Source organism: Streptomyces sp. B21-105 (genome assembly GCF_036898465.1).
Taxonomy (GTDB): Bacteria; Actinomycetota; Actinomycetes; order Streptomycetales; family Streptomycetaceae; genus Streptomyces.
In genome coordinates, this window is the sequence record NZ_JARUMJ010000001.1 from 7,813,745 (window position 1) to 7,834,775 (window position 21,031).

Here is a 21,031-nt window from a genome sequence, read left to right on the forward strand (position 1 = left end):
ATCACCATGACCATTGCCCTGGAGTCCTGGGGGCCCGTGGAGCCGCTGGAACCCGCCCTGTCGGTCCGTCAGGTCCTGTCCCTGGAAAGGGTGATGGCCGGCGAACCCGAAGTGGTGGCGGGCGCCGGCCGGCTCGACCGGCCGGTGCGCTGGGTGCACGTCGCCGAGGCCGCCGACGTCGGCGTGATGCTGACCGGCGGCGAGATGGTCCTCACCACCGGCGTGCTCCTCGCCGGCGACGAGAACGCGCAGACCGAGTACGTCCGCTCCCTGCACCGCGCCGAGGCCGCGGCCGTGGTGCTGGGCCTCGGACGGGCGTTCCCGACCACGCCCGACGCGATGCGGCGGGCCGCCGAACGGTGCGGGCTGCCGATGATCGTGCTCCATCGCCCCTTCCCCTTCGCCGAGTTGACGGAGGAGGTGCAGTCCCGGCTGGTGCGGCGCAAGTTCGCCGCCGTCAGCCTCTCGGAGGCCGTGCGGACCGCGCTCACCGCGCTGATCACCGCGGGAGCTCCGCTGCAACTGCTGCTCGACGAGATCGCCCAGCACGCCGGCTGTCCCGTCGTCGTCACCAACCTCGCCCACCGGGTGCTGGCCACGGCGGGGGAGCGGCCGGCGGTCGACGACGTGCTGCGGGACTGGGAACGCATCGCCCGCCAGGCCGGCGGCACCGAGGGCGACGGCTGGATCCGCGCCGAACTCGGCGGCCGCGGCGAACGCTGGGGGCAGATCGTGCTCTGCGGCCACCGCGGCGCCACCGCGGGCGGACGGCTGCTCGCCGACCGGGCCGCCGAGGCGCTGGTGCTGCACCGCATGCTCGGCGGCGCCTCCGCCCACTCCTGGGAGGAGCAGTCCGCGCAGAGCCTGCTCACGGATCTGATCTCCGGTGTCGTCCCGGCGCGCCAGCTGCTGCCGCGGGCCCGGGCGGCCGGCCTCCCCGTCAACCGGCGCACCTTCGTGCCGCTCGTCGTGCGGGACGTCGCCCTCGACCGACTCGACCGCGTGCTGCGGCTGCTGGGACTGCCGGGACTGGTCGCGGAACTCGCGGACGGGGCGACGGCGGTGCTGCTCAGCCTCGCCCGCGACCAGGACGCCGAGGCGCTCGCCGCCCACTTCGCGACCCGGTTGCGCACCGAGTCGGGCCGGGCCCGCACGGTCGTCGCGGCCGCCGACCCGCGGACCGTGTGGGACGAGGTGCCCGCCGGGCTGCGCGAGGCCCAGCACGTGGCGGACGCCGTGGCCGACTCGGCAGCCGTCCTCGACCTGCCGCTCGTCGTCCGGCTGAGGGACGTCCACCTGCGCGGACTGATCCGGCTGCTGCGGGACGACCCGCACGTGCAGTCGTTCGCCGAGCGGGAGCTGGACGGACTGCTGTGCGCGGCCGGCGACGACCTGCTCGCCGTCCTGCGGACATATCTGGCCACCGGCCGCAACAAGTCCCGCACCGCCCAGCTCCACCACGTCTCCCGGCCGGCGCTGTACCGCCGGCTGGAGGCGATAGAGGGCCGGCTGGGCGTGGACCTCGACGACTTCGAACAGGCCGCCTCGGTGCACATCGCGCTCCTCGCGCACGACGCGCAGCAGGGCTGACGGCCGCTGTGCCGCGCGCGGCCGGTGCCCGGGAAACAGCTGTGAAACAGGTAACGACCTGGGAAAACGGTGGTGAAACATGAGTCCGGGAAGACGTGACACGGTGACACGCCGGACCTGCGCAGGCGTGACACCGTGCAACTCAAAGCGGACCGGTCGGCTTCCTACGCTCCTCGTACACCGAGCGACCGGAGGTCCCGATGAGCAGAGTGATCCGTGCCGCCGTCTTCCAGACGGCCTGGACCGGCGACAAGGAATCGATGATCCAGGTGCACGAGCAGGCGGTCCGCGACGCGGCCGCGCAGGGTGCTCAGGTCCTGTGTTTCCAGGAGCTGTTCTACGGACCGTACTTCTGCCAGGTCCAGGACCCGCAGTTCTACGAGTACGCCGAGCAGATCCCCGACGGCCCGATCGTCCGGCGTTTCCAGGCGCTCGCCAGGGAGCACGGCATCGTCCTGGTGCTGCCGATGTACGAGGAGGAACAGCCCGGCGTCCTCTACAACACCGCCGCCGTGATCGACGCGGACGGTTCCTACCTCGGCAAGTACCGCAAGCACCACATCCCGCAGGTGAACGGTTTCTGGGAGAAGTTCTACTTCCGCCCTGGGAACGCCGGCTGGCCGGTCTTCGAGACGGCCGTCGGGAAGATCGGCGTCTACATCTGTTACGACCGCCATTTCCCCGAGGGCTGGCGCGCGCTGGGGCTCGAGGGCGCCGAGATCGTCTTCAACCCGTCGGCGACCTCCCGCGGTCTGTCCGCGTACCTGTGGCAGCTGGAGCAGCCGGCGGCGGCCGTCGCCAACGAGTACTTCGTCGGCGCGATCAACCGGGTCGGCGTCGAGGAGCTCGGCGACAACGACTTCTACGGGACCTCGTACTTCGTGGACCCGGAGGCCCAGTTCGTCGGGGAGGTGGCCAGCGACAAGGAGCCCGAACTCGTCGTCCGCGACCTCGACATGGCGAAGCTGCGCGCGGTCCGCGACCGCTGGCAGTTCTACCGCGACCGCCGTCCGGAGGCCTACGGCCCGCTGACCGCACCGTAGTCGACCGAGCCCGAGCCCGAGCCCGAGCCCGAGACCGACGTCGAGTCCGAGCCCGAGACCGACGTCGAGTCCGAGGTCGAGTCCGAGTTCGAGGCCTGGATCGAGGTCGCGACCGCCGCCGGTCCGGTGCAACGGGGGCCGGACCGGCGGCCCCCTCTGACACGACAACAGTGGTGAACACGGCAGGAGAGGGAGAATGAGCAGCCGAACCGTCATCCGGGGTGGTCTCGTCATCACCGCGTCCGACGAGATCCACGCCGACGTCCTGATCGAGGACGGCCGCATCGCCGCCCTCGCCGCCTCCGGCACCCCGGCCGCCGAGGCCTGGACCGCCGAGAGGGTCATCGACGCCACCGGGAAATACGTCATCCCGGGCGGGGTGGACGTCCACACCCACATGGAGCTGCCGTTCGGCGGCACCTCCGCCTCCGACACCTTCGAGACCGGCACCCGGGCCGCCGCCTGGGGCGGCACCACGACCATCGTCGACTTCGCGGTGCAGAGCGTCGGGCACAGCCTGCGCGAAGGCCTCGACGCCTGGCACGCGAAGGCCGAGGGCAACTGCGCGATCGACTACGGCTTCCACATGATCGTCTCCGACGTGAACCAGGACACGCTCAAGGAGATGGACCATCTGGTGGAGGAGGGCGTCACCTCCTTCAAGCAGTTCATGGCCTACCCCGGCGTCTTCTACAGCGACGACGGCCAGATCCTGCGCGCCATGCAGCGCTCCGCCGAGAACGGCGGACTGATCATGATGCACGCGGAGAACGGCATCGCCATCGACGTGCTGGTCGAACAGGCGCTGGCGCGCGGCGAGACGGATCCGCGCTACCACGGCGAGGTCCGCAAGGCCCTGCTGGAGGCCGAGGCCACCCATCGCGCGATCAAGCTCGCGCAGGTCGCCGGCGCGCCGCTGTACGTGGTGCACGTATCGGCGATGGAAGCGGTTGCTGAACTGGCCAGGGCACGGGACGAAGGGCTGAACGTCTTCGGCGAGACCTGCCCGCAGTACCTGTTCCTGTCGACCGACAACCTCGCCGAACCCGACTTCGAGGGCTCGAAGTACGTGTGCAGCACACCGCTGCGGCCGAAGGAGCACCAGGCCAAGCTGTGGCAGGGGCTGCGGACCAACGACCTCCAGGTCGTCTCCACCGACCACTGCCCGTTCTGCTTCGAGGGACAGAAGGAGCTCGGCCGGGGCGACTTCTCGAAGATCCCCAACGGCCTGCCGGGCGTCGAGAACCGTATGGACCTGCTCCACCAGGCCGTCGTCGACGGGCACATCAGCCGCCGCCGCTGGATCGAGATCGCCTGCGCCACCCCCGCCCGCATGTTCGGCATGTACCCCAAGAAGGGCACCATCGCCCCGGGCGCCGACGCCGACGTCGTGATCTACGACCCGCAGGCCGAACAGACCGTCTCCGCCGAGACCCACCACATGAACGTCGACTACTCGGCCTACGAGGGCAGGCGGATCACCGGCCGCGTGGAGACGGTGCTGTCCCGGGGCGAACTCGTCATCGATCAGCGGGAGTTCGCGGGGCGTGCCGGCCACGGCCTGTACACGCCCCGCTCAACTTGCCAGTACCTCCAATGAGGTGACGCCGCAGCAACCAGGAGCAGTGCCCGTGACTCCGCCCCCTCGATGAGTGAGCTTTCGATCCGAAGATTGCGGTCCAGCCCGAACCGGCCCTTTACAGGGCGAAAGAACGCTTCCAGACCATTGCAAGGAGACCGATGGACTTCGGACTTGTCCTCCAGACCGACCCCCCTGCCTCCCGCGTCGTCAGCCTGATGCAGCGCGCCGAACGGAACGGCTTCACCCACGGCTGGACCTTCGACTCGGCCGTGCTCTGGCAGGAACCGTTCGTGATCTACAGCCAGATCCTGGCGAACACCGAGAGGTTGACCGTCGGCCCCATGGTGACCAACCCGGGGACCCGCACCTGGGAGGTCACCGCCTCCACCTTCGCCACCCTCAACGACATGTTCGGCAACCGCACCGTCTGCGGCATCGGCCGCGGCGACTCCGCCATGCGCGTCGCCGGCCGCGCGCCCAACACCCTCGCCCGGATCAGCGAGGCCATGAAGGTGATCCGGGCGCTCGGCTCGGGCCGGGAGGCGGACCTCGGAGGGACGGTCGTGCGGTTCCCCTGGATCAAGGACGACGCCCGGCTCCCCGTCTGGATGGCCGCGTACGGGCCGAAGGCGCTGAAGATGACCGGTGAGGAGGCCGACGGCTTCATCCTCCAGCTCGCCGACCTGTACCTCACCGAGTACATGGTGAAGGCCGTGAAGGACGCGGCGACCGCCGCCGGACGTGACCCCGGCGAGGTCAAGATCTGCGTGGCCGCCCCCGCGTACGTCACCGACGACGACTCGCCGCAGGCGCTGGCCCACGCCCGCGAGCAGTGCCGGTGGTTCGGCGGCATGGTCGGCAACCACGTGGCCGACCTGGTGTCGAAGTACGGCGAGCACTCCGCCCAGGTCCCCGAGGAGCTCACCGACTACATCAAGGCCCGGCAAGGCTACGACTACTCGCACCACGGACGCAGCGACAACCCCGACACGGCGTTCGTGCCCGACGAGATCGTCGACCGGTTCTGCCTCGTCGGACCGGTCGAGAAGCACATCGAGAAGCTGAACGCCCTGCGCGACCTCGGCGTCGACCAGTTCGCCGTCTATGACATGCACGACGCGCAGGAGAAGGTCATCGACGCCTACGGCGCGACGGTCATCCCGGCGGTCAACGGCTGACCCTTCCCCGCTCCCTCTTGCCTCCCGCGCCCGGCTCCCCACCGTCCGCCTCCCGCCTTCCCCCCGCTCCGCCCCCCGCCCCCTCCCACCGCTCCCCTCCCCATCCCCCCACTCCAGTTCTCCCCTCCTCCACCGTCCGGGGAGGAGGGGGCCCGGAGACCCCGCACGGCCTTTCCGGATCCGCCCCTCGTTTGATTGGCCTGCTCATGACCGACACCGCTCCCACGGCCATACCGCCGACCGCCCAAGTCACCCTCGCCGACGGCCGGGTGGAGATCGCCCCTGGTTCGCCGCAGCCCAGCGGCCCCTACGCCAACGAGGACCTGCTCCCGGTCCCGGTGGAGAAGCGCACCTGGACCACGTACAACTTCTCCGCGCTGTGGGTCGGAATGGCCCACAACACGGCGTCGTGGACGCTGGCCTCCGGTCTGATCGCCGTCGGCATGGACTGGAAGCAGGCGGTGTTCACCATCGCCCTGGCCAACGTGATCGTGTTGGTGCCGATGCTGCTCACCGGGCACGCGGGACCCAAGTACGGCATCCCCTTCCCGGTCTTCGCCCGCGCCTCCTTCGGTATCCGCGGCGCCAACCTCCCCGCTGTGGTACGGGCGTTGGTGGCGTGCGGCTGGTTCGGCATCCAGACCTGGATCGGCGGTGAGGCCATCTACTTCCTCGCCGGGAAGCTGATCGGCGGCGGCTGGAGCGACGCCGGGAAGATCGGCGGCTACGCCTGGACCATGTGGCTGTCGTTCGCGATCTTCTGGGTGATCCAGGTCGCGATCATCTACCGGGGCATGGAGACGATCCGCCGCTTCGAGAACTGGGCGGCACCCTTCGTCCTCGTCGGCGCGCTCGTCATGCTGATCTGGATGAGCAACAAAGCAGGCGGTTTCGGCCCGTTGCTGGACCAGCCCTCCAAGCTCGGCTGGGGCAGCGACTTCTGGAAACTCTTCTGGCCGTCCCTCATGGGCATGATCGGCTTCTGGTCGACGCTGTCGCTGAACATCCCCGACTTCACCCGCTACGGGAAGTCGCAGAAGGCGCAGACCTGGGGACAGGCTCTCGGTCTGCCCACGACCATGACGCTGTTCGCGCTGCTGTCGGTGATGGTCACCTCCGGCTCGCAGGCCGTGTACGGCGAGACGATCTGGGACCCGGTACAGCTCGCCGCCAGGACGGACAACGTCTTCGGGCTGCTCTTCGCGCTGGTGACGGTGCTGGTGGCGACCCTGTCGGTGAACATCGCGGCCAACCTGGTGTCGCCGGCCTTCGACTTCTCCAACGTCGCGCCCCGCAAGGTCAGTTTCCGCACCGGCGCACTCGCCACCTGCGTGCTCGGCGTGCTGATCTTCCCGTGGAAGCTGTACTCCGACCCGCAGGGCTACATCTTCACCTGGCTCGGTCTGGTCGGCGGTCTGCTGGGCACGGTCGCCGGCATCCTCATCGCCGACTACTGGATCCTGCGCCGCGGCAGACTCGACCTGACCGACCTGTACCGGGCCGGCGGCCGCTACTGGTACGACGGCGGCTGGAACTGGCGCGCCGTGGCCGCCTTCGTGACCGGCGGCGTCCTCGCGATCGGCGGCGCCAGCTTCAAGCCGCTGTTCGACGGCCGTCCGATCCCGGCGCTGGAACCTCTCGCCGACTACGGCTGGGCCGTCGGCCTGGGCACCTCGATCGTGGTGTACCTGGCTCTGATGCTGCCGCGCGGCCGACGGGAGGAAAGCACCGTCTGAGACGGGCGCCCGCGGCACGTGTGCATCCCTCGCGCGCGTGCCGCGGACGCCGTTTCGTGCGGGAGCCGTGTCGCGAGCGGGCGAACGGGACGAACCGGCTGCGGAGCCCTCAGCTCTTGCGGCCGCTCTGCAGGGCGGCCACCGCTTCCTTCGCGGCCTTGATCGCGCCCTTGTTGATCTCGTCGGTGGCGGGCGCCTTCTTCGTCTCGAAGTCGCTGCCGTTGTAGTTGACGATCACCAGCGCGTTGGCCACCCGGGCGATGACGACGCCCTCACGGGTCTGCTGCTTGTCCTCGGTCGTGAGGTTCACCACCGAGTAGCCTTCGTTGCCGAGACCCGGAACCGCCCCGCCGCCGCTCTTCTCCTTGGTGCGCTCCTTGTACGAGTTCTGCGCCGCCTCGTCCGACTCCGTGACCTCGAAGGAGATGTCGAGCCAGCGGTAGTCGTAGCCCTTGAGCGCGTTCCAGGAGCAGGTGCGGCGCAGCGCGGTGTCCGTGGACGGAATCTCCTTGCCCGCCGTCTTGGCGCCCGGCACGAGCGAGGCGACCGTCTTGACGGTCACACCGGTGCAGGGGGCGGGCGCGGCGGCGTACGTCTTGGAGACGGCCGTGGAGGACGGCCCGGACGACTTCTCGGACTGGGTCTTCTGCGTGTCCTTGCTCGCGGAGTCCTGCGTTTCGTCGAGCGGACCGGACGACATCGCCCAGCCGGCACAGGCGAGCACGACCACCGGGGTCAGACGCGCGGTGAGGGCGAGCGGCAGTGGGAGAGAGCGCACGGAGCACTTTCGTGGGGGACGGTGCGGACGGGGTCCGCAGTGCGGACAGCAGACGCCAGTGTCACACGACTCCCTGTGGGGCGGAAGTGCGAACTCGCTCCGTGGCCGGGCGATGACGAAGGGGCCCGGATCGCACGGGACGTAACAACCTTTCATGGTGCATACAGGACTCTGCGTGCGGTGCAGGGGGGAGGTGCCGGGCGAGGCGTACGGCGAGGCGTACGGCGAGATGCGTGGCGAGGCGCGTCGTCCGGGACGGGATTCCCGACGGGGGCGCCGCGCTCTCCGGGCCCGCGCGGGCGGCGGATGCGTACGATCGCGAGGTCGGCCGCAGCGCAGTGAGGAGCCCCCGTGTTCACCACCCGCCCCACCCTGCAGGGCACGTTCGGCATGGTCTCCGCCACGCACTGGCTGGCCTCGCAGTCGGCGATGGCCGTGCTGGAGGACGGCGGCAACGCCTTCGACGCGGCTGTGGCCGGGGCCTTCGTGCTGCACGTCGTCGAGCCGCACCTCAACGGGCCCGCCGGAGAGGTCCCGATCCTGCTCGCACCGGCCGGCGACGAGGTGCGCGTGCTGTGCGGGCAGGGGGTGGCGCCCGCCGGGGCGACGGTCGCGCACTACCGCGGTCTCGGCCTGGACCTCGTGCCCGGCACGGGGCCGCTCGCCGCCGCCGTCCCCGGCGCCTTTGACGCCTGGCTGCTCCTCCTGCGGGACTACGGCACCAAGTCCCTCGACGACGTGCTGAAGTACGCCATCGGGTACGCCGAGCACGGGCACGCGCCCGTGGAGAACGTCGGCGCGACCGTCGAGACGGTGCGGGAGCTGTTCGAGACGGAGTGGACCTCGTCGGCGGAGGTGTACCTGCCCGGCGGACGGCCGCCGCGCACCGGTGAACTGCTGCGCAACCCGGCGCTCGCGGCCACCTGGAAGCGGCTGCTCGCCGAGACCGGCCCGGCGGGCGACCGGGAGGCGCGGATCGAGGCCGCGCGGGAGGTGTGGCGGTCCGGGTTCGTCGCCGAGGCGCTCGTGCGGCAGTCCGCCCGGCCCACCCTGGACACCAGCGGCGAACACCGCACCGGCACGCTCACGGCCGCCGACCTCGCCGCCTGGTCCGCGTCCTACGAGACGCCGGCGACGTACGACTGGAACGGCTGGACGGTGTGCAAGGCCGGCCCCTGGAGCCAGGGTCCGGCCCTCCTGCAGCAGCTCGCGCTGCTCCCGCCCGACCTGCCCGCGTACGGCTCGGCCGCCTACGTCCATCTCCTGGTGGAGGGCTGCAAGCTCGCCATGGCCGACCGCGAGGCCTGGTACGGCGACGCGGCCGAGGTCCCCCTGGACGCGTTGCTCGCCGCCGGCTACAACGCGGCGCGGCGAAGGCTGATCGGCGACGAGGCGTCGTACGAGCTGCGGCCCGGCAGCCCCGGGGGACGCAACCCCCGGCTGAGCGCGCACGCGCACGTGATCGCCTCCGACGACCCCGCCTTCAGCCCCCTGGGCGTCGGCGAGCCGACCGTCGCCAAGGGGCCGGCGTCGCCCGTTCCCGGTGAGCCGGAGGTCGCCGTGGACGGGGCCGTCCGCGGCGACACCTGCCACCTCGACGTCGTCGACCGCTGGGGCAACATGATCGCGGCGACGCCCAGCGGAGGCTGGCTGCAGTCCAACCCGGTCGTCCCCGAGCTGGGCTTCCCGCTCGGCACCCGGCTGCAGATGACCTGGCTGGAGGAGGGCCTGCCGAACTCCCTCACCCCGGGGCGGCGCCCGCGCACCACCCTGACGCCGTCGCTCGCGCTGCGCGACGGGGTCCCGGTCATGGCGTTCGGCACGCCCGGCGGCGACCAGCAGGACCAGTGGCAGCTGCACTTCCTCCTGGGGGTCGCCCTGCGGGCGCGGGTGCGCGGCGGACTCGACCTGCAAGGAGCGATCGACGCGCCCAACTGGCACAACGACGGCTTCCCCGGCTCCTTCTTCCCGCGCGGCATGCGACCGGGCAGTCTCACCGTGGAGGCCCGGATGCCGGATGTGGTGGTGGACGAGCTGCGGCGGCGCGGCCACCGCGTGACCGTCGGCGACGCCTGGTCCGAGGGCCGCCTCTGCGCGGTCGCCCGCGATCCGGCGACCGGGATCCTGTCGGCGGCCGCGAACCCGCGCGGCATGCAGGGGTACGCGGTGGGCCGCTGACGAACCGTGCCCCTGCCGGGCGGCCGGGCGGGCCTGCGTGCGGGCGCTCGTTCTTCATCCCGATTCCACCCGGGATGCACCGGGCGGGCGGGGAATGTCAGTGGGGCGTGCTCTCATGGAGGCATGATCGAAGACACGGAAACCATCGACGAGTTTCTCGCCCGCCACTCCGCCGACGTGGAGGAGGCGGTCCGCAGGGCCGCCGCAGCCGAGATCATGCCGCGCTTCCGGCAGCTCGCCGCGCACGAGGTAGACCAGAAGAACGGCCCCCACGACCTGGTGACGGACGCCGACCGCAACGCCGAGCTGTTCCTCACCAAGGCGCTGGGCTCCCTCCTGCCGGGTTCGGTCGTCGTCGGCGAGGAGGCGGTGCACGCCGACCCGGCGACATACGAGGCGATACAGGGCGGGACACCGGTCTGGATCGTCGACCCCGTCGACGGCACACGGCAGTTCGTACACGGGGACGACGGCTTCTGCACCCTCGTCGCGCTCGTCCGCCACGGCGTCCTGCTCGCCTCCTGGACGTACGCTCCGGCCCGTGACCAGCTGGCCACAGCCGTCCGCGGCGGTGGCGCCTTCCTCGACGGCGAGCGGCTGTTCGCCGGCCCGCCCGAGCCCGGCGGCGACCTGACGGTGGCCACCTCGCACCCCGACTACACGACCGACGAGCAGAAGCACGCCCTGTTGGGGCTGTGGACGGACGGGGTCGCACCACGCGCGTGCGGTTCGGCCGGCCTCGAGTATCTCGCCATCGCCCGGGGCGAGTTGGATGCCACGGCCTTCTCCTGGGAGGCCGCCTGGGACCACGCGGCCGGGCTGCTCCTGGTCGAGGAGGCGGGCGGCGCCCACCTCACGCTCACCGGCGAGCCGTTCCGCGTCAGGGGCGGCAACCCCCTGCCCTTCACGGCGGCTCGGGACGCGGCCACGGCCCGTCGCGTTGCGGCCCTGCTCGCGGGAGGCGAACCACGTCGCCTGTCCGGAGCCGAGACGCAACGGCGCACCGCCTGAACACCGCGGGCGGGCGGCCCGGGGCACCCGGTGCGGGGAGGCCCCGGTGAGGCCCGGGCGGCCGACGGCGCGCTGCCCGTCGTCCCGTCCCGGCCGCCGCGCGCGATCCCGGCTGCAGACCGCGCGTCGGCCCGCCGCCGGACCACCCGGCGCGCCCCGGCCCGCAAGGGCTTCTGCGCGGTCTCGGGGGCGGGGAGCCTGCTCGGTGCAGCGGTGCAGCGGTGCAGGGCTGTCCGGTTTGAGCTGGTCGGCTGGGCCGGGACGGGCTTTGTGCAATACCAGGGGGAGGGGGAGGGGGAGGGGGAGGGGGAGGCGGGGAGTCCGCCCGGTGCGGGGCTGTCCGGGGTGAGGCGGTCCGTCGGGGCGCGGACGGGCCCGGGCGTGGACGGCAGGGGCGTGGACGTCGGGGGCGTCCGGCCGGCCGCCGCGCTGCCCCGCAGGGGCCGCCGCCCGCCACGGCCACGGCGATGCTCCGCGCGCGAGGAGGGCGGCTGCTCGTTCCGGCCGGTTTCGAGCCCCCCGCGCCGCAGGTCTCGCGGTACCCCCGGCATATCCTGATTGCGGGGGCCACCGATTGCGGTGGTCACCGGCTGACGAAGGGGTCGAAGTGCCGTCGATGCTCGATGCGGTCGTGGTGGGAGCGGGGCCCAACGGGCTGACCGCAGCGGTGGAGCTGGCCAGGCGCGGCTTCTCCGTGGCGCTCTTCGAGGCGCGGGACACCGTGGGCGGGGGCGCCCGTACCGAGGAGCTCACCCTCCCCGGCTTCCGACACGACCCGTGCTCCGCCGCCCACCCGCTCGGCATCAACTCGCCCGCCTTCCGCGCCCTGCCCCTGGAGCGCTACGGACTGAAGTGGCTGCAGCCCGAGCTGCCCATGGCCCACCCCTTCCTCGACGGCAGCGCCGCCGTGCTGTCCCGGTCCGTGGCGGAGACGGCCGCCTCCTTCGGAGCGCGCGACGCGGGCCCCTACCGCCGCCTGGTCGAGCCCTTCCTGCCCAAGTGGGACGCCCTGGTCCGCGACTTCATGTCGCTGCCGCTGACCGCCCTTCCGCGCGACCCGCTCACCCTGGCCCGCTTCGGTCTGGTCGGCCTGCCCCCGTCCAGTTGGCTCACCCGCCGCTTCCACGACGAACGGGCCAAATCCCTCTTCGCCGGCCTCGTCGCCCATGTCATGGCCCCGCTGAGCGGATTCGCCACCGGCGCCGTCGGCCTGGTCTTCGCCCTCGCCGCGCACGCCCGCGGCTGGCCGGTGGCCCGCGGCGGCTCCCAGTCCCTCTCCGACGCCCTCGCCGCGTACCTCGAGGATCTCGGTGGCAGCGTCCACACGGACTACGAGGTCAAGCGCCTCGACGACCTGCCGCCCGCCCGCGCGTACGTCTTCGACACCTCGCCCACCGCCCTCGGCCGCATCGCCGGCTTCGGCGACTACTACGCGGGCTACAAGTACGGCCCCGGCGTCTTCAAGATCGACTACGCCCTCGACGGTCCTGTCCCCTGGACCGCCCAGGAGGCCCGCAGGGCCGGCACCGTGCAGATCGGCGCGGACAGCGCGGAGATCGGCGCCGCGCTGCGAGCGGCCTCCCGGGAAGGCCGCGCGCCCGAGCGGCCCTTCCTGATCACCGTGCAGCCCGGCGTCGTCGACCCGACCCGCGCCCCCGAGGGCAAGCACGTGTTCTGGGCGTACGGCCATGTGCCCAGCGGCTGGACCGGCGACCTCACCGACGCCATGGAACGCCAACTGGAGCGCTTCGCGCCGGGATTCCGCGACCGGGTCCTCGCCCGGGTCACCGCAGGGCCCGCCGAACTCGCCGCCCGCAACGCCAACTACGTCGGCGGGGACATCGCCTCCGGAGCGGTCTCCGGGCTCCAGATCCTGCTGCGCCCCAAGCTGACGGCGTTCCCGTACGCCACTCCGCACCCGGCCGTCTTCCTGTGCTCCTCGGCCACGCCGCCCGGCCCGGGCGTGCACGGCATGTCGGGTCACAACGCGGCCAAGGCCGTCTGGCGGAGGCTGCGGCAGAAGGGGTGAGCGCGCGGCCGTTCCGCGCGGGTATACAGACGGGCATGACCATGATCACGCTCGTTCGGGGCGACATCACCCGGCAGTCCGTGGACGCCGTCGTCAACGCGGCCAACTCCTCGCTGCTGGGCGGCGGTGGCGTCGACGGCGCCATCCACCGCCGGGGCGGCCCCGAGATCCTCGCCGACTGCCGCCGTCTGCGCGCCTCCCGCTACGGCAAAGGCCTGCCCACCGGCCAAGCGGTCGCCACCACCGCGGGTGACCTGGACGCCCGCTGGGTGATCCATACCGTGGGTCCCGTGTACAGCGCCACCGAGGACCGTTCGGAGCTGCTGGCCTCCTGTTACCGGGAGTCGCTGCGGGTCGCGGACGAGCTGGGCGCCCGCACCGTGGCCTTCCCGGCGGTCTCCGCGGGCATCTACGGCTGGCCGATGGACGACGCTGCCCGCATCGCCGTCGAGACGGTACGGGCGGCGCGCACGACCGTGGCCGAGGTGAGGTTCGTGCTCTTCGACGAGCGGGCGTACGCGGCCTTCGCCGGCCAGGTCGGCTGACGCTGGTTTCAGAAACCTGACCCACCCGTTTCAGCCCGCGGAGCCTGCGGCAGCACGGGCGGCGGCCGACACCAGGTCCGTCGGCCGCCGTTTCTACCGTCGTGCAACTCCCGTTTCGATAGGAGTTTCAGACACTATTTCAGCCGCAGGAACCCGCCCCCGTTTCGACACGGTTTGTGGCGCTGTTTCGGCTGCGGGCACGGCCGCTGTTTCAGGCGTTGTTTCAGGCGCTGTTTCAGCCGTCGATGCGGTGTGTGGTCCAGAACGACGTCAGGTCGGTGGTGGTGGCGGCCTGGGCGGCCGCCTTGAACTCGGCCGTGGTCGAGACGCCGTACCAGTGCGAAGCGGCGTAGTCCTTGAGCAAGTCGGCCATCGCGGTGTTGCCGATCAGTCGCCGCAGGTCGTGCAGCGCGCACTTGCCGTAGTCGTAGACGACGGTGGCGTACCGCGAGGGGTGGGCGTCCCAGTAGGCCATCGAGTTGGTGATCTTCTCCGCCGACGAGGCCCAGGACACGCTGCTCCAGCAGCCGCTGCCGGTCTTGTCCAGCGCGAGGTCGGTGGCGTAGTCGGTGAACGACTCGTCCAGCCAGGGGGTGTTGTACTCGTCGTCGCCGACGATCCCGTACCACCACTGGTGGCCGATCTCATGGGTCAGCGCGGTGACGCTGACCTTGTCGAGGACGAAGCCGGGGTACTCCATGCCGCCGAACCAGAAGCCGTTGTCGATGACGGCGTCCAACTCACCGTAGGGGTAGGCGCCGAAGCGGGACGAGTGGGCGTCCACCGCAGTCTTCGCGGTGGTGAGCATCGACTGGGCGTTGGCCGAGCTGATGCCGGAGACGGAGTACACGTTGATCGGGGTGCCGGCCGCCGAGGTGCCGGAGATCTTGCTGAAGGGGCCGGCCGCCCAGGCGAAGTCCCGTACCTGGGACGCGGTCGACGTGGTGATGGTGCGGCCGCTGGAGCCCGCGGTGTCGACGGAGGCGCCGGTGGCCGGCACGAGCAGGGTCGTCGGGTGGTCGAGGGTCACCTTGAAGTCGGCGGCCAGGGAGTAGAACGACTCGCCGTTGTTCGTGTACGGGTCGAGATGCCAGCCCGCACCGTCCTTCACCGCCAGCACGGGCAGCGCGTTGCCGATGAAGCTGAACGCTCCGTCGTGGCCGAACCGGTCGGTGCCGCTGGGCACCGTGATGCCGAGGTCGAAGCCGATCGTGGCGCTCTGCCCCTGGGCGAGGGGCGCGGCGAGGCCGATCCGCAGGGCCGTGCAGTCGACCGAGAGGGCGCCCGCGGTGCCGCCGGTGACGTTGCCGACCGTGATCGGCATCGACGCGCAGGTGCCGTGGTAGTTGTCCCAGAGCCGCAGGTACACCTCGGTGAGCGCGGTCGCGGAGGCGTTGGTGAAGGTCGCGCTCTCGTGTCCGGTCCACACCGTGCCGGCGGTGTTGCCGGTCAGACTGACGGTGTACGACGGGGCCGCCGGGGTGCGGACGGAGTCGGCAGGCGGCGCGGTGTCGCCGGAGGTGTCGAGCGCGATGTCGTCGAGGACGAAGTTCGACCGCAGGCTGGAGTCCTCGGTTCCGGTGAACGACAGACTCACCGTCTGCCCGGCGAAGGCCGACACGTCGAACGACTTCTGGACGTAGCCGGTGTTCTTGTCGAGGTTGGAGTACGTCGCCAGGGTCGTCGTGCCGATCTTGGCGGTCAACTTGTCGTACGCCCTGGACGAGGTCGTCTCGGTCGTGTCGATGTGCAGCCAGAACGTGAGGGTCGCGGAGGCGCACCCGGAGGGAACGGTGACGCTCTGCGTGAGGGTGTCGGTGTGCGTGCTGCCGACCCCGCCCAGCCAGGCGAAGGCGGTGCCACCGTGGGCGCCCTGCCCGGTACGGTTGGTGATCACGTCGGTCGAGGACGAAGTCCACGGGGACGCGCCGCTCTCGAAGCCGCCGTTGACGACGGCCTGGGCCGGCGTGCACACGGCGGCCGCCGGGGCCGCGCCGCCCCGCGACGCGGCTGCGGCGAGGGCTCCGCCGCCCGTGGGTGCGGCCCCGTCGGGAGCGGCGGCTGCCGGGGGTGCGGCGGGAAGCGAGACGGCGGCCAGGGCGGCGAGGGCGAGCGCGCCGGCGGCGAGCGCCCTGCGGGGGGTGGGTCTCACACGTTGCTCCTTTGCGACGGCCGGGTTTCCGGCCTGCTCGGTGGCTGTTCCCGGCGGCGTGGGTGTGCCGCGGGGCGATGCGACGGTTGCCGGAAGCGTGACAGATATGACGCGAGCATGTCATTAGGTGGGCGGGCAAAGGGTCGGTACCGGAACCGGACGCGACGCCCCCGCTCATCGGCCGGGCCAACCGTCGCGATCTGAGCCGTCGCCTGCCCGGACACCGCCGTCCCACCACGCACCCAGCGCCGCGCGCCTGCCCGACGTGTCGGCCGCGTCGCCCTCCGACCGCCCGCCCGACCGCTTCGCCGGCCGACCGCCGCCCGGCCAGTGCGCCGTCGGACCGCCCGCCGGGCCGCTTCGGCGTGCGACCACGTGCCTGGCGGCGCCCGCCGGCCGCTTCGGCGTGCCACGGCGCGCCGGGCGACGTGCCGGGCCGCTTCGCCGGGTGACCCCCCGCCCGGCCGGTCACCGGGCCGGTGCGTTCTGCGCCCGCGCCCGGCCGCTTCGCGTGCCACCGCGCACCCGGCCGGTCACCCGGCAGGTGCGCCGTCCGACCGCCCGCCGGGCAGCTTCGGCGTGCGACCATGCACCCGGCGCCGCCCCGCCGGGCGGCCTCGCCGTGCCACCGCTCACGCCATCGCGCACCCGGCCGCTTCGGTGTCCGCCCACGTCCCCGGTCGGCTTCCGCTCACATCCGGCCGCCTTGCGCTGTGCGCCGGGCTTAACTCCGGGTGGCCGGTCCGGGAGACACCTGTGTAATGCGCGGTTCGTACCGTCACAGAGGCTTGGAGAGGCTCTCGCCAGGCCGATCGTCAGAAGGAAGGGGGCGCCCGTGGCCGTGCCGGACCCGCGGACCGACAGCGCGACCGAGACGAAGGTGCGCACGGTCTGCTCGTACTGCGGCGTCGGCTGCGGCATGGTCCTCGACATCGGCTTCGGGCCGGACGGACGCCGTACGGTGCTCAAGGCCTCCGGCGACAAGCGGCACCCGGCGAACTCCGGACGGCTGTGCACCAAGGGCGCGACCACCGCCGACATGCTCGCCGCGCCGGGCCGGCTCACCACCGCCCTCGTCCGCCAGGACCGCGGCGAGGAGCCGGAGCCCGCCCCCGTGGACGCGGCGGTCGCCGAGACGGCACGGCGGCTGCGGGCCATCGTCGACGAGCATGGTCCCGACGCGGTCGCCCTCTACGTGTCCGGCCAGATGAGCCTCGAAGCGCAGTACCTGGCCAACAAACTTGCCAAGGGTTTCCTGCGGACCAACCAGATCGAGTCCAACTCCCGGCTGTGCATGGCAAGCGCCGGAACCGGTTACAAGCTGTCTCTTGGCGCCGACGGCCCGCCCGGCTCCTACGACGACCTCGACCGCGCGGACGTCTTCCTCGTCATCGGCTCCAACATGGCCGACTGCCACCCCATCCTCTTCCTGCGGATGATGGAACGGGTGAAAGCGGGTGCGAAACTGATCGTCGTCGACCCGCGGCGCACCGCCACCGCCGCGAAGGCCGACCTGTTCCTCCAGGTCAGGCCGGGCACCGATCTCGCCCTCCTCAACGGACTGCTGCACCTCCTGCACGAGAACGGCCACACCGACCCGGAGTTCGTTGCCGCGTTCACCGAGGGCTGGGAGGCGATGCCCCGGTTCCTCGCCGACTACCCGCCCGCGACCGTCGCGCGGATCACCGGCATCCCGGAGGCCGACCTGCGCGAGGCGGCCCGGACGATCGGCGAGGCGGGGGAGTGGACCAGCTGCTGGACCATGGGCCTCAACCAGTCCACGCACGGCACCTGGAACACCAACGCGCTCATCAACCTCCACCTCGCCACCGGCGCGATCTGCCGGCCGGGCAGCGGACCCTTCTCCCTCACCGGCCAGCCCAACGCCATGGGCGGGCGCGAGATGGGGTACATGGGGCCGGGGCTGCCCGGCCAGCGCTCCGTCCTCGTCGACGCCGACCGGGCCTTCGCCGAGGACCTGTGGGGTCTGCCGGCGGGCACGGTCAGGGCGGACGGCGTCGGCAAGGGCACCGTGGAGATGTTCCGGAAGATGGCCGACGGCGAGATCAAGGCCTGCTGGATCATCTGCACCAACCCCGTCGCCTCCGTGGCCAACCGCAGGACGGTCATCGAAGGCCTGGAGGCGGCCGAGTTCGTCGTCGCGCAGGACGTCTTCGCCGACACCGAGACCAACGCGTACGCCGACGTCGTCCTGCCCGGCGCGCTGTGGACCGAGACCGAGGGCGTGCTCATCAACAGCGAGCGCAACCTCACCCTCGCCCGTCCCGCCGCCGACCCGCCCGGCGAGGCGACGGCCGACTGGCGGCTCATCGCGGACGTCGCCCGCGCCATGGGTTACGAAAGCGGCTTCTCGTACGACAGCGCCGAGGAGGTCTTCGAGGAGATCAAGCGGGCGTACAACCCGGGAACCGGTTACGACCTGCGCGGCGTGACGTTCGAGCGGCTGCGCGCCGCCCCGGTCCAGTGGCCCGCCGGCACGGTGGACGGGCCGGACCGCAACCCGATCCGGTACGTGAACGACGACGGCACGCTCACCTTCCCCACGGCTTCCGGGCGTGCCGTCTTCCATCCGCGCCCGCACGTCCCGCCCGCGGAGATGCCGGACGACGACTACCCGTACGTCCTCAACACCGGCCGTCTGCAGCACCAGTGGCACACCCTGACGAAGACCGCCAAGGTTGCCAAGCTCAACAAGCTCGACCCCGGCCCGTTCGTCGAGGTGCACCCCGAGGACGCGGCCGCGCTCGGCCTCGCCGACGGCGACTCCGTCGAGGTCGCCTCACGGCGCGGGCGGGCCGTCCTGCCGGCCGTCGTCACCGACCGGGTACTGCCCGGATCCTGTTTCGCCCCGTTCCACTGGAACGACCTGTTCGGCGAATACCTCAGCGTCAACGCGGTCACCAGCGACGCCGTCGACCCGCTGTCATTCCAGCCCGAGCTCAAGGTGTGCGCGGTCTCGCTGACGAAGGTCTCGACACCGGTTACTGTCCTTTCCCCCGCGACCGAGGCCCCGGCCACCGGGACACCGGCACCGGCCGCACCCGTTCCGGCCGCACACCCGGCCTTCGCCACGGCCTCCACGGCCTCCGTGCCCGGCACACCGGCGGCCCCGTCCGCGCCCGGCGGGTCCGCCGCTCTCGTCCCCACCGCGGTCCAGCCCTCCGCGGCCGCCGTCTTCGGTCTCGATCCCGCGCCGCCACCGGTGCTGACCGAGCGCGAAAGGCGTTACCTGGTCGGTTTCCTCGCCGGTATCCCGGCCGGCGCCCCGGGCGTGCCGGTCCTGCCGCCGGACGCCCCCTTCAGCCCCGAACACGCGCTGTGGGTCAACGGCACCCTGGCGGGCATGTACTCCCGCACCACCGTGGTCCCGGCCGCGTCGTCCGCGCCCCCGGACCCGGCGCGACGCGTCGTGATCCTGTGGGCCTCGCAGACCGGCACCGCCGAGGACTTCGCCGCCGCCACCGCCGCGCGGCTCTCCGCCGGCGGCCACCCGGCCGCCCTGGTCGCCATGGACGAGGCCGACCCCGCCGCCCTGCCCTCCGACGCCGACCTGCTGCTGATCACCAGCACCTTCGGCGACGGAGACGCGCCCGACAACGGCGCCGGCTTCTGGGACGGCCTGGAGGCGCTGGACACCGGACGCCTGGAGGGCCGCCGCTACGCCGTCCTCGCCTTCGGGGACTCCTCCTACGACGACTTCTGCGGGCACGGCCGGCGCCTGGACCGTCGTATGGACGAGCTCGGCGCCGTCCGGCTGACTCCGCGCACCGACTGCGAACCGGACTACGAGACGGAGGCGGAGCTCTGGCTGGACCAGGTGCTCACCGCCCTGAAGGACGCGACGGAACTCCTGCCCGCGCCTCCCGGCCAGGCACTCGCACCGGCTCCCGCCCCCGCGCCCTTCCCCGCCTCCACGGGTGCGCCGGACGCCGCTCCCGCCACCGGCGCGGGGCCCGCGTCCCCGCCTGTCGTCGCGGCACCGTCCGCCGCGCCCGCCCGCTCCCGGCGCCCCGCTCCGGTCACCGCCCGGCTCACCGGCAACCGGTTGCTGAGCCTGCCCGGATCCGGCAAGGAGGTCCGGCGCTTCACCTTCGACACACGCGACAGCGAGATGCCGCTCGTCTACGAGGCCGGCGACGCGCTCGGCGTGCGGCCCCTCAACTCCCCTGACCTGGTGGCGGAGTGGCTGTCCGTCACCGGACTCGAAGCGCACGCGCGCGTGCAGGTCAACGGGGTGGGGGAGACGGCGCTCGGTGAGGCCCTGCTGCGCCATCTCGACATCACCCGGATCACCCCGGCCCTGCTGCGTTTCACGGCCGACCGCACCCGTGACCCGCGCGAGCTGCGCAAGCTGCTGCGCCCCGACAACAAGGACGAGCTGGCGAAGTGGTCCTGGGGCCGGCAGGCCGTCGACCTGGCGGCCGAGTCCGGCGTCCGCGCCGGCGCCCAGGAGTGGACGGACGTCCTGGGACGGCTGCAACCGCGCCTGTACTCCATCTCGTCCAGCCCGCTGACCGACCCCCACCTCGTCTCGCTCACCGTCTCCGTCGTGCGCTACGAGAACCTGGCAGGCAGGCCCCGCCAGGGCGTCTGCTCGCCGTTCCTCGCCGACGCCGGACCCGGCGCCGAGGTCCCCGTCCACGTGCAGCGCTCGCCGCACTTCCGGCCGCCCGCCGACCCCTCGACGCCGATGGTGATGGTCGGCCCGGGCACGGGAGTGGCGCCCTTCGTCGGCTTCCTCGAGGAGCGCCGGGAAAGGGGCCACCGGGCGCCCAACTGGCTCTTCTTCGGTGAGCAGCACCGGGCGACGGACTTCTACTACGAGGAGGAGCTGACCGCCCTGCGGGACGACGGCGTCCTCACCCGCCTGGACACCGCCTTCTCCCGCGACCAGCGCGCCAAGGTCTACGTCCAGGACCGCATCCGCGAGCACGGCTCCCACCTGTGGTCCTGGCTCCGGGACGGTGCCCACTTCTACGTCTGCGGCGACGCCTCCCGGATGGCCAAGGACGTCGACCAGGCTCTGCGCGACGTCGCGGTCGTGCACGGCGGCCTGAGCGAGCCGGAGGCGGCGGCCTATGTGAAGCAGCTCGCCACCGACAAGCGGTACGTGCGCGACGTCTATTGATGCAAGTCACCAGAAGAGCGCGTGGGTCGCCCGTGCACCAAGTGACGTTGCGCCGAAGAG

Annotated in this window: 12 protein-coding genes; 10 read left to right on the forward strand and 2 right to left on the reverse strand. The window is 72.1% G+C overall.

The window, feature by feature from the left end; all coding sequences use genetic code 11:
• The first annotated feature begins 6 nt into the window (after positions 1–6).
• The 5 genes from QA802_RS35005 to QA802_RS35025 all read left to right on the forward strand — a co-directional run bounded on the left by QA802_RS35005 (position 7) and on the right by QA802_RS35025 (position 7,129).
• On the forward strand, positions 7–1,590 hold the full coding sequence (locus tag QA802_RS35005) for a PucR family transcriptional regulator (RefSeq protein WP_334531361.1): 1,584 nt from the start codon (positions 7–9) through the stop codon (positions 1,588–1,590).
• 200 nt (positions 1,591–1,790) lie between these two features.
• Positions 1,791–2,633 (forward strand): nitrilase-related carbon-nitrogen hydrolase, encoded by an 843-nt coding sequence (locus QA802_RS35010; RefSeq protein ID WP_319172289.1) that lies wholly within the window; start codon positions 1,791–1,793, stop codon positions 2,631–2,633.
• 196 nt (positions 2,634–2,829) lie between these two features.
• Positions 2,830–4,233: a dihydropyrimidinase gene (gene hydA, locus QA802_RS35015; RefSeq protein WP_334531365.1), complete on the forward strand. Its 1,404-nt coding sequence runs from the start codon at positions 2,830–2,832 to the stop codon at positions 4,231–4,233.
• Between the two features lie 140 nt (positions 4,234–4,373).
• Entirely contained in the window at positions 4,374–5,393 is a 1,020-nt protein-coding gene (locus QA802_RS35020) for a TIGR03842 family LLM class F420-dependent oxidoreductase (protein WP_334531368.1), read from the forward strand.
• Between the two features lie 206 nt (positions 5,394–5,599).
• Positions 5,600–7,129, forward strand: a complete 1,530-nt coding sequence (locus QA802_RS35025; protein ID WP_334531371.1) for an NCS1 family nucleobase:cation symporter-1 — start codon at positions 5,600–5,602, stop codon at positions 7,127–7,129.
• A 109-nt stretch (positions 7,130–7,238) separates the two neighbouring features.
• Here QA802_RS35025 and QA802_RS35030 read toward each other — a convergent pair whose 3' ends face one another.
• Positions 7,239–7,907, reverse strand: a complete 669-nt coding sequence (locus tag QA802_RS35030; RefSeq protein ID WP_334531374.1) for a hypothetical protein — start codon at positions 7,905–7,907, stop codon at positions 7,239–7,241.
• Positions 7,908–8,258: 351 nt separating this feature from the next.
• On the opposite strand from QA802_RS35030, the gene QA802_RS35035 reads away from it, so the two are divergent.
• The 4 genes from QA802_RS35035 to QA802_RS35050 all read left to right on the forward strand — a co-directional run bounded on the left by QA802_RS35035 (position 8,259) and on the right by QA802_RS35050 (position 13,670).
• A complete protein-coding gene (locus QA802_RS35035) occupies positions 8,259–10,085 on the forward strand; it encodes a gamma-glutamyltransferase family protein (protein ID WP_334531376.1) in 1,827 nt (608 codons plus the stop codon).
• A 123-nt stretch (positions 10,086–10,208) separates the two neighbouring features.
• A complete protein-coding gene (locus QA802_RS35040) occupies positions 10,209–11,096 on the forward strand; it encodes an inositol monophosphatase family protein (RefSeq protein ID WP_334531378.1) in 888 nt (295 codons plus the stop codon).
• 616 nt (positions 11,097–11,712) lie between these two features.
• The gene (locus QA802_RS35045; RefSeq protein ID WP_334535062.1) at positions 11,713–13,125 is read left to right on the forward strand and encodes a phytoene desaturase family protein; all 1,413 of its coding nucleotides are present in this window, start codon (positions 11,713–11,715) and stop codon (positions 13,123–13,125) included.
• Positions 13,126–13,160: 35 nt separating this feature from the next.
• The gene (locus QA802_RS35050; protein ID WP_334531380.1) at positions 13,161–13,670 is read left to right on the forward strand and encodes an O-acetyl-ADP-ribose deacetylase; all 510 of its coding nucleotides are present in this window, start codon (positions 13,161–13,163) and stop codon (positions 13,668–13,670) included.
• 235 nt (positions 13,671–13,905) lie between these two features.
• Here the strand turns inward: QA802_RS35050 and QA802_RS35055 are convergent, their stop codons facing one another.
• Complete coding sequence (locus QA802_RS35055) at positions 13,906–15,822, reverse strand: M1 family aminopeptidase (protein WP_334531382.1); 1,917 nt, start codon at positions 15,820–15,822, stop codon at positions 13,906–13,908.
• Between the two features lie 919 nt (positions 15,823–16,741).
• On the opposite strand from QA802_RS35055, the gene QA802_RS35060 reads away from it, so the two are divergent.
• Positions 16,742–20,971, forward strand: coding sequence for a bifunctional nitrate reductase/sulfite reductase flavoprotein subunit alpha (locus tag QA802_RS35060; RefSeq protein WP_443042312.1), 4,230 nt, complete (start codon positions 16,742–16,744; stop codon positions 20,969–20,971).
• Positions 20,972–21,031: the final 60 nt, after the last annotated feature.

What these genes read in the sequence shown, in the direction of transcription:
- QA802_RS35010 (WP_319172289.1), top strand. Translation starts at nt 1,791, where the DNA reads ATGAGCAGAGTGATCCGTGCCGCCGTCTTCCAGACGGCCTGGACCGGC.
- QA802_RS35045 (WP_334535062.1), top strand. Translation starts at nt 11,713, where the DNA reads ATGCTCGATGCGGTCGTGGTGGGAGCGGGGCCCAACGGGCTGACCGCA.
- QA802_RS35050 (WP_334531380.1), top strand. Translation starts at nt 13,161, where the DNA reads ATGACCATGATCACGCTCGTTCGGGGCGACATCACCCGGCAGTCCGTG.
- QA802_RS35025 (WP_334531371.1), top strand. Translation starts at nt 5,600, where the DNA reads ATGACCGACACCGCTCCCACGGCCATACCGCCGACCGCCCAAGTCACC.
- QA802_RS35040 (WP_334531378.1), top strand. Translation starts at nt 10,209, where the DNA reads ATGATCGAAGACACGGAAACCATCGACGAGTTTCTCGCCCGCCACTCC.
- QA802_RS35060 (WP_443042312.1), top strand. Translation starts at nt 16,742, where the DNA reads ATGGTCCTCGACATCGGCTTCGGGCCGGACGGACGCCGTACGGTGCTC.
- QA802_RS35005 (WP_334531361.1), top strand. Translation starts at nt 7, where the DNA reads ATGACCATTGCCCTGGAGTCCTGGGGGCCCGTGGAGCCGCTGGAACCC.
- hydA (WP_334531365.1), top strand. Translation starts at nt 2,830, where the DNA reads ATGAGCAGCCGAACCGTCATCCGGGGTGGTCTCGTCATCACCGCGTCC.
- QA802_RS35020 (WP_334531368.1), top strand. Translation starts at nt 4,374, where the DNA reads ATGGACTTCGGACTTGTCCTCCAGACCGACCCCCCTGCCTCCCGCGTC.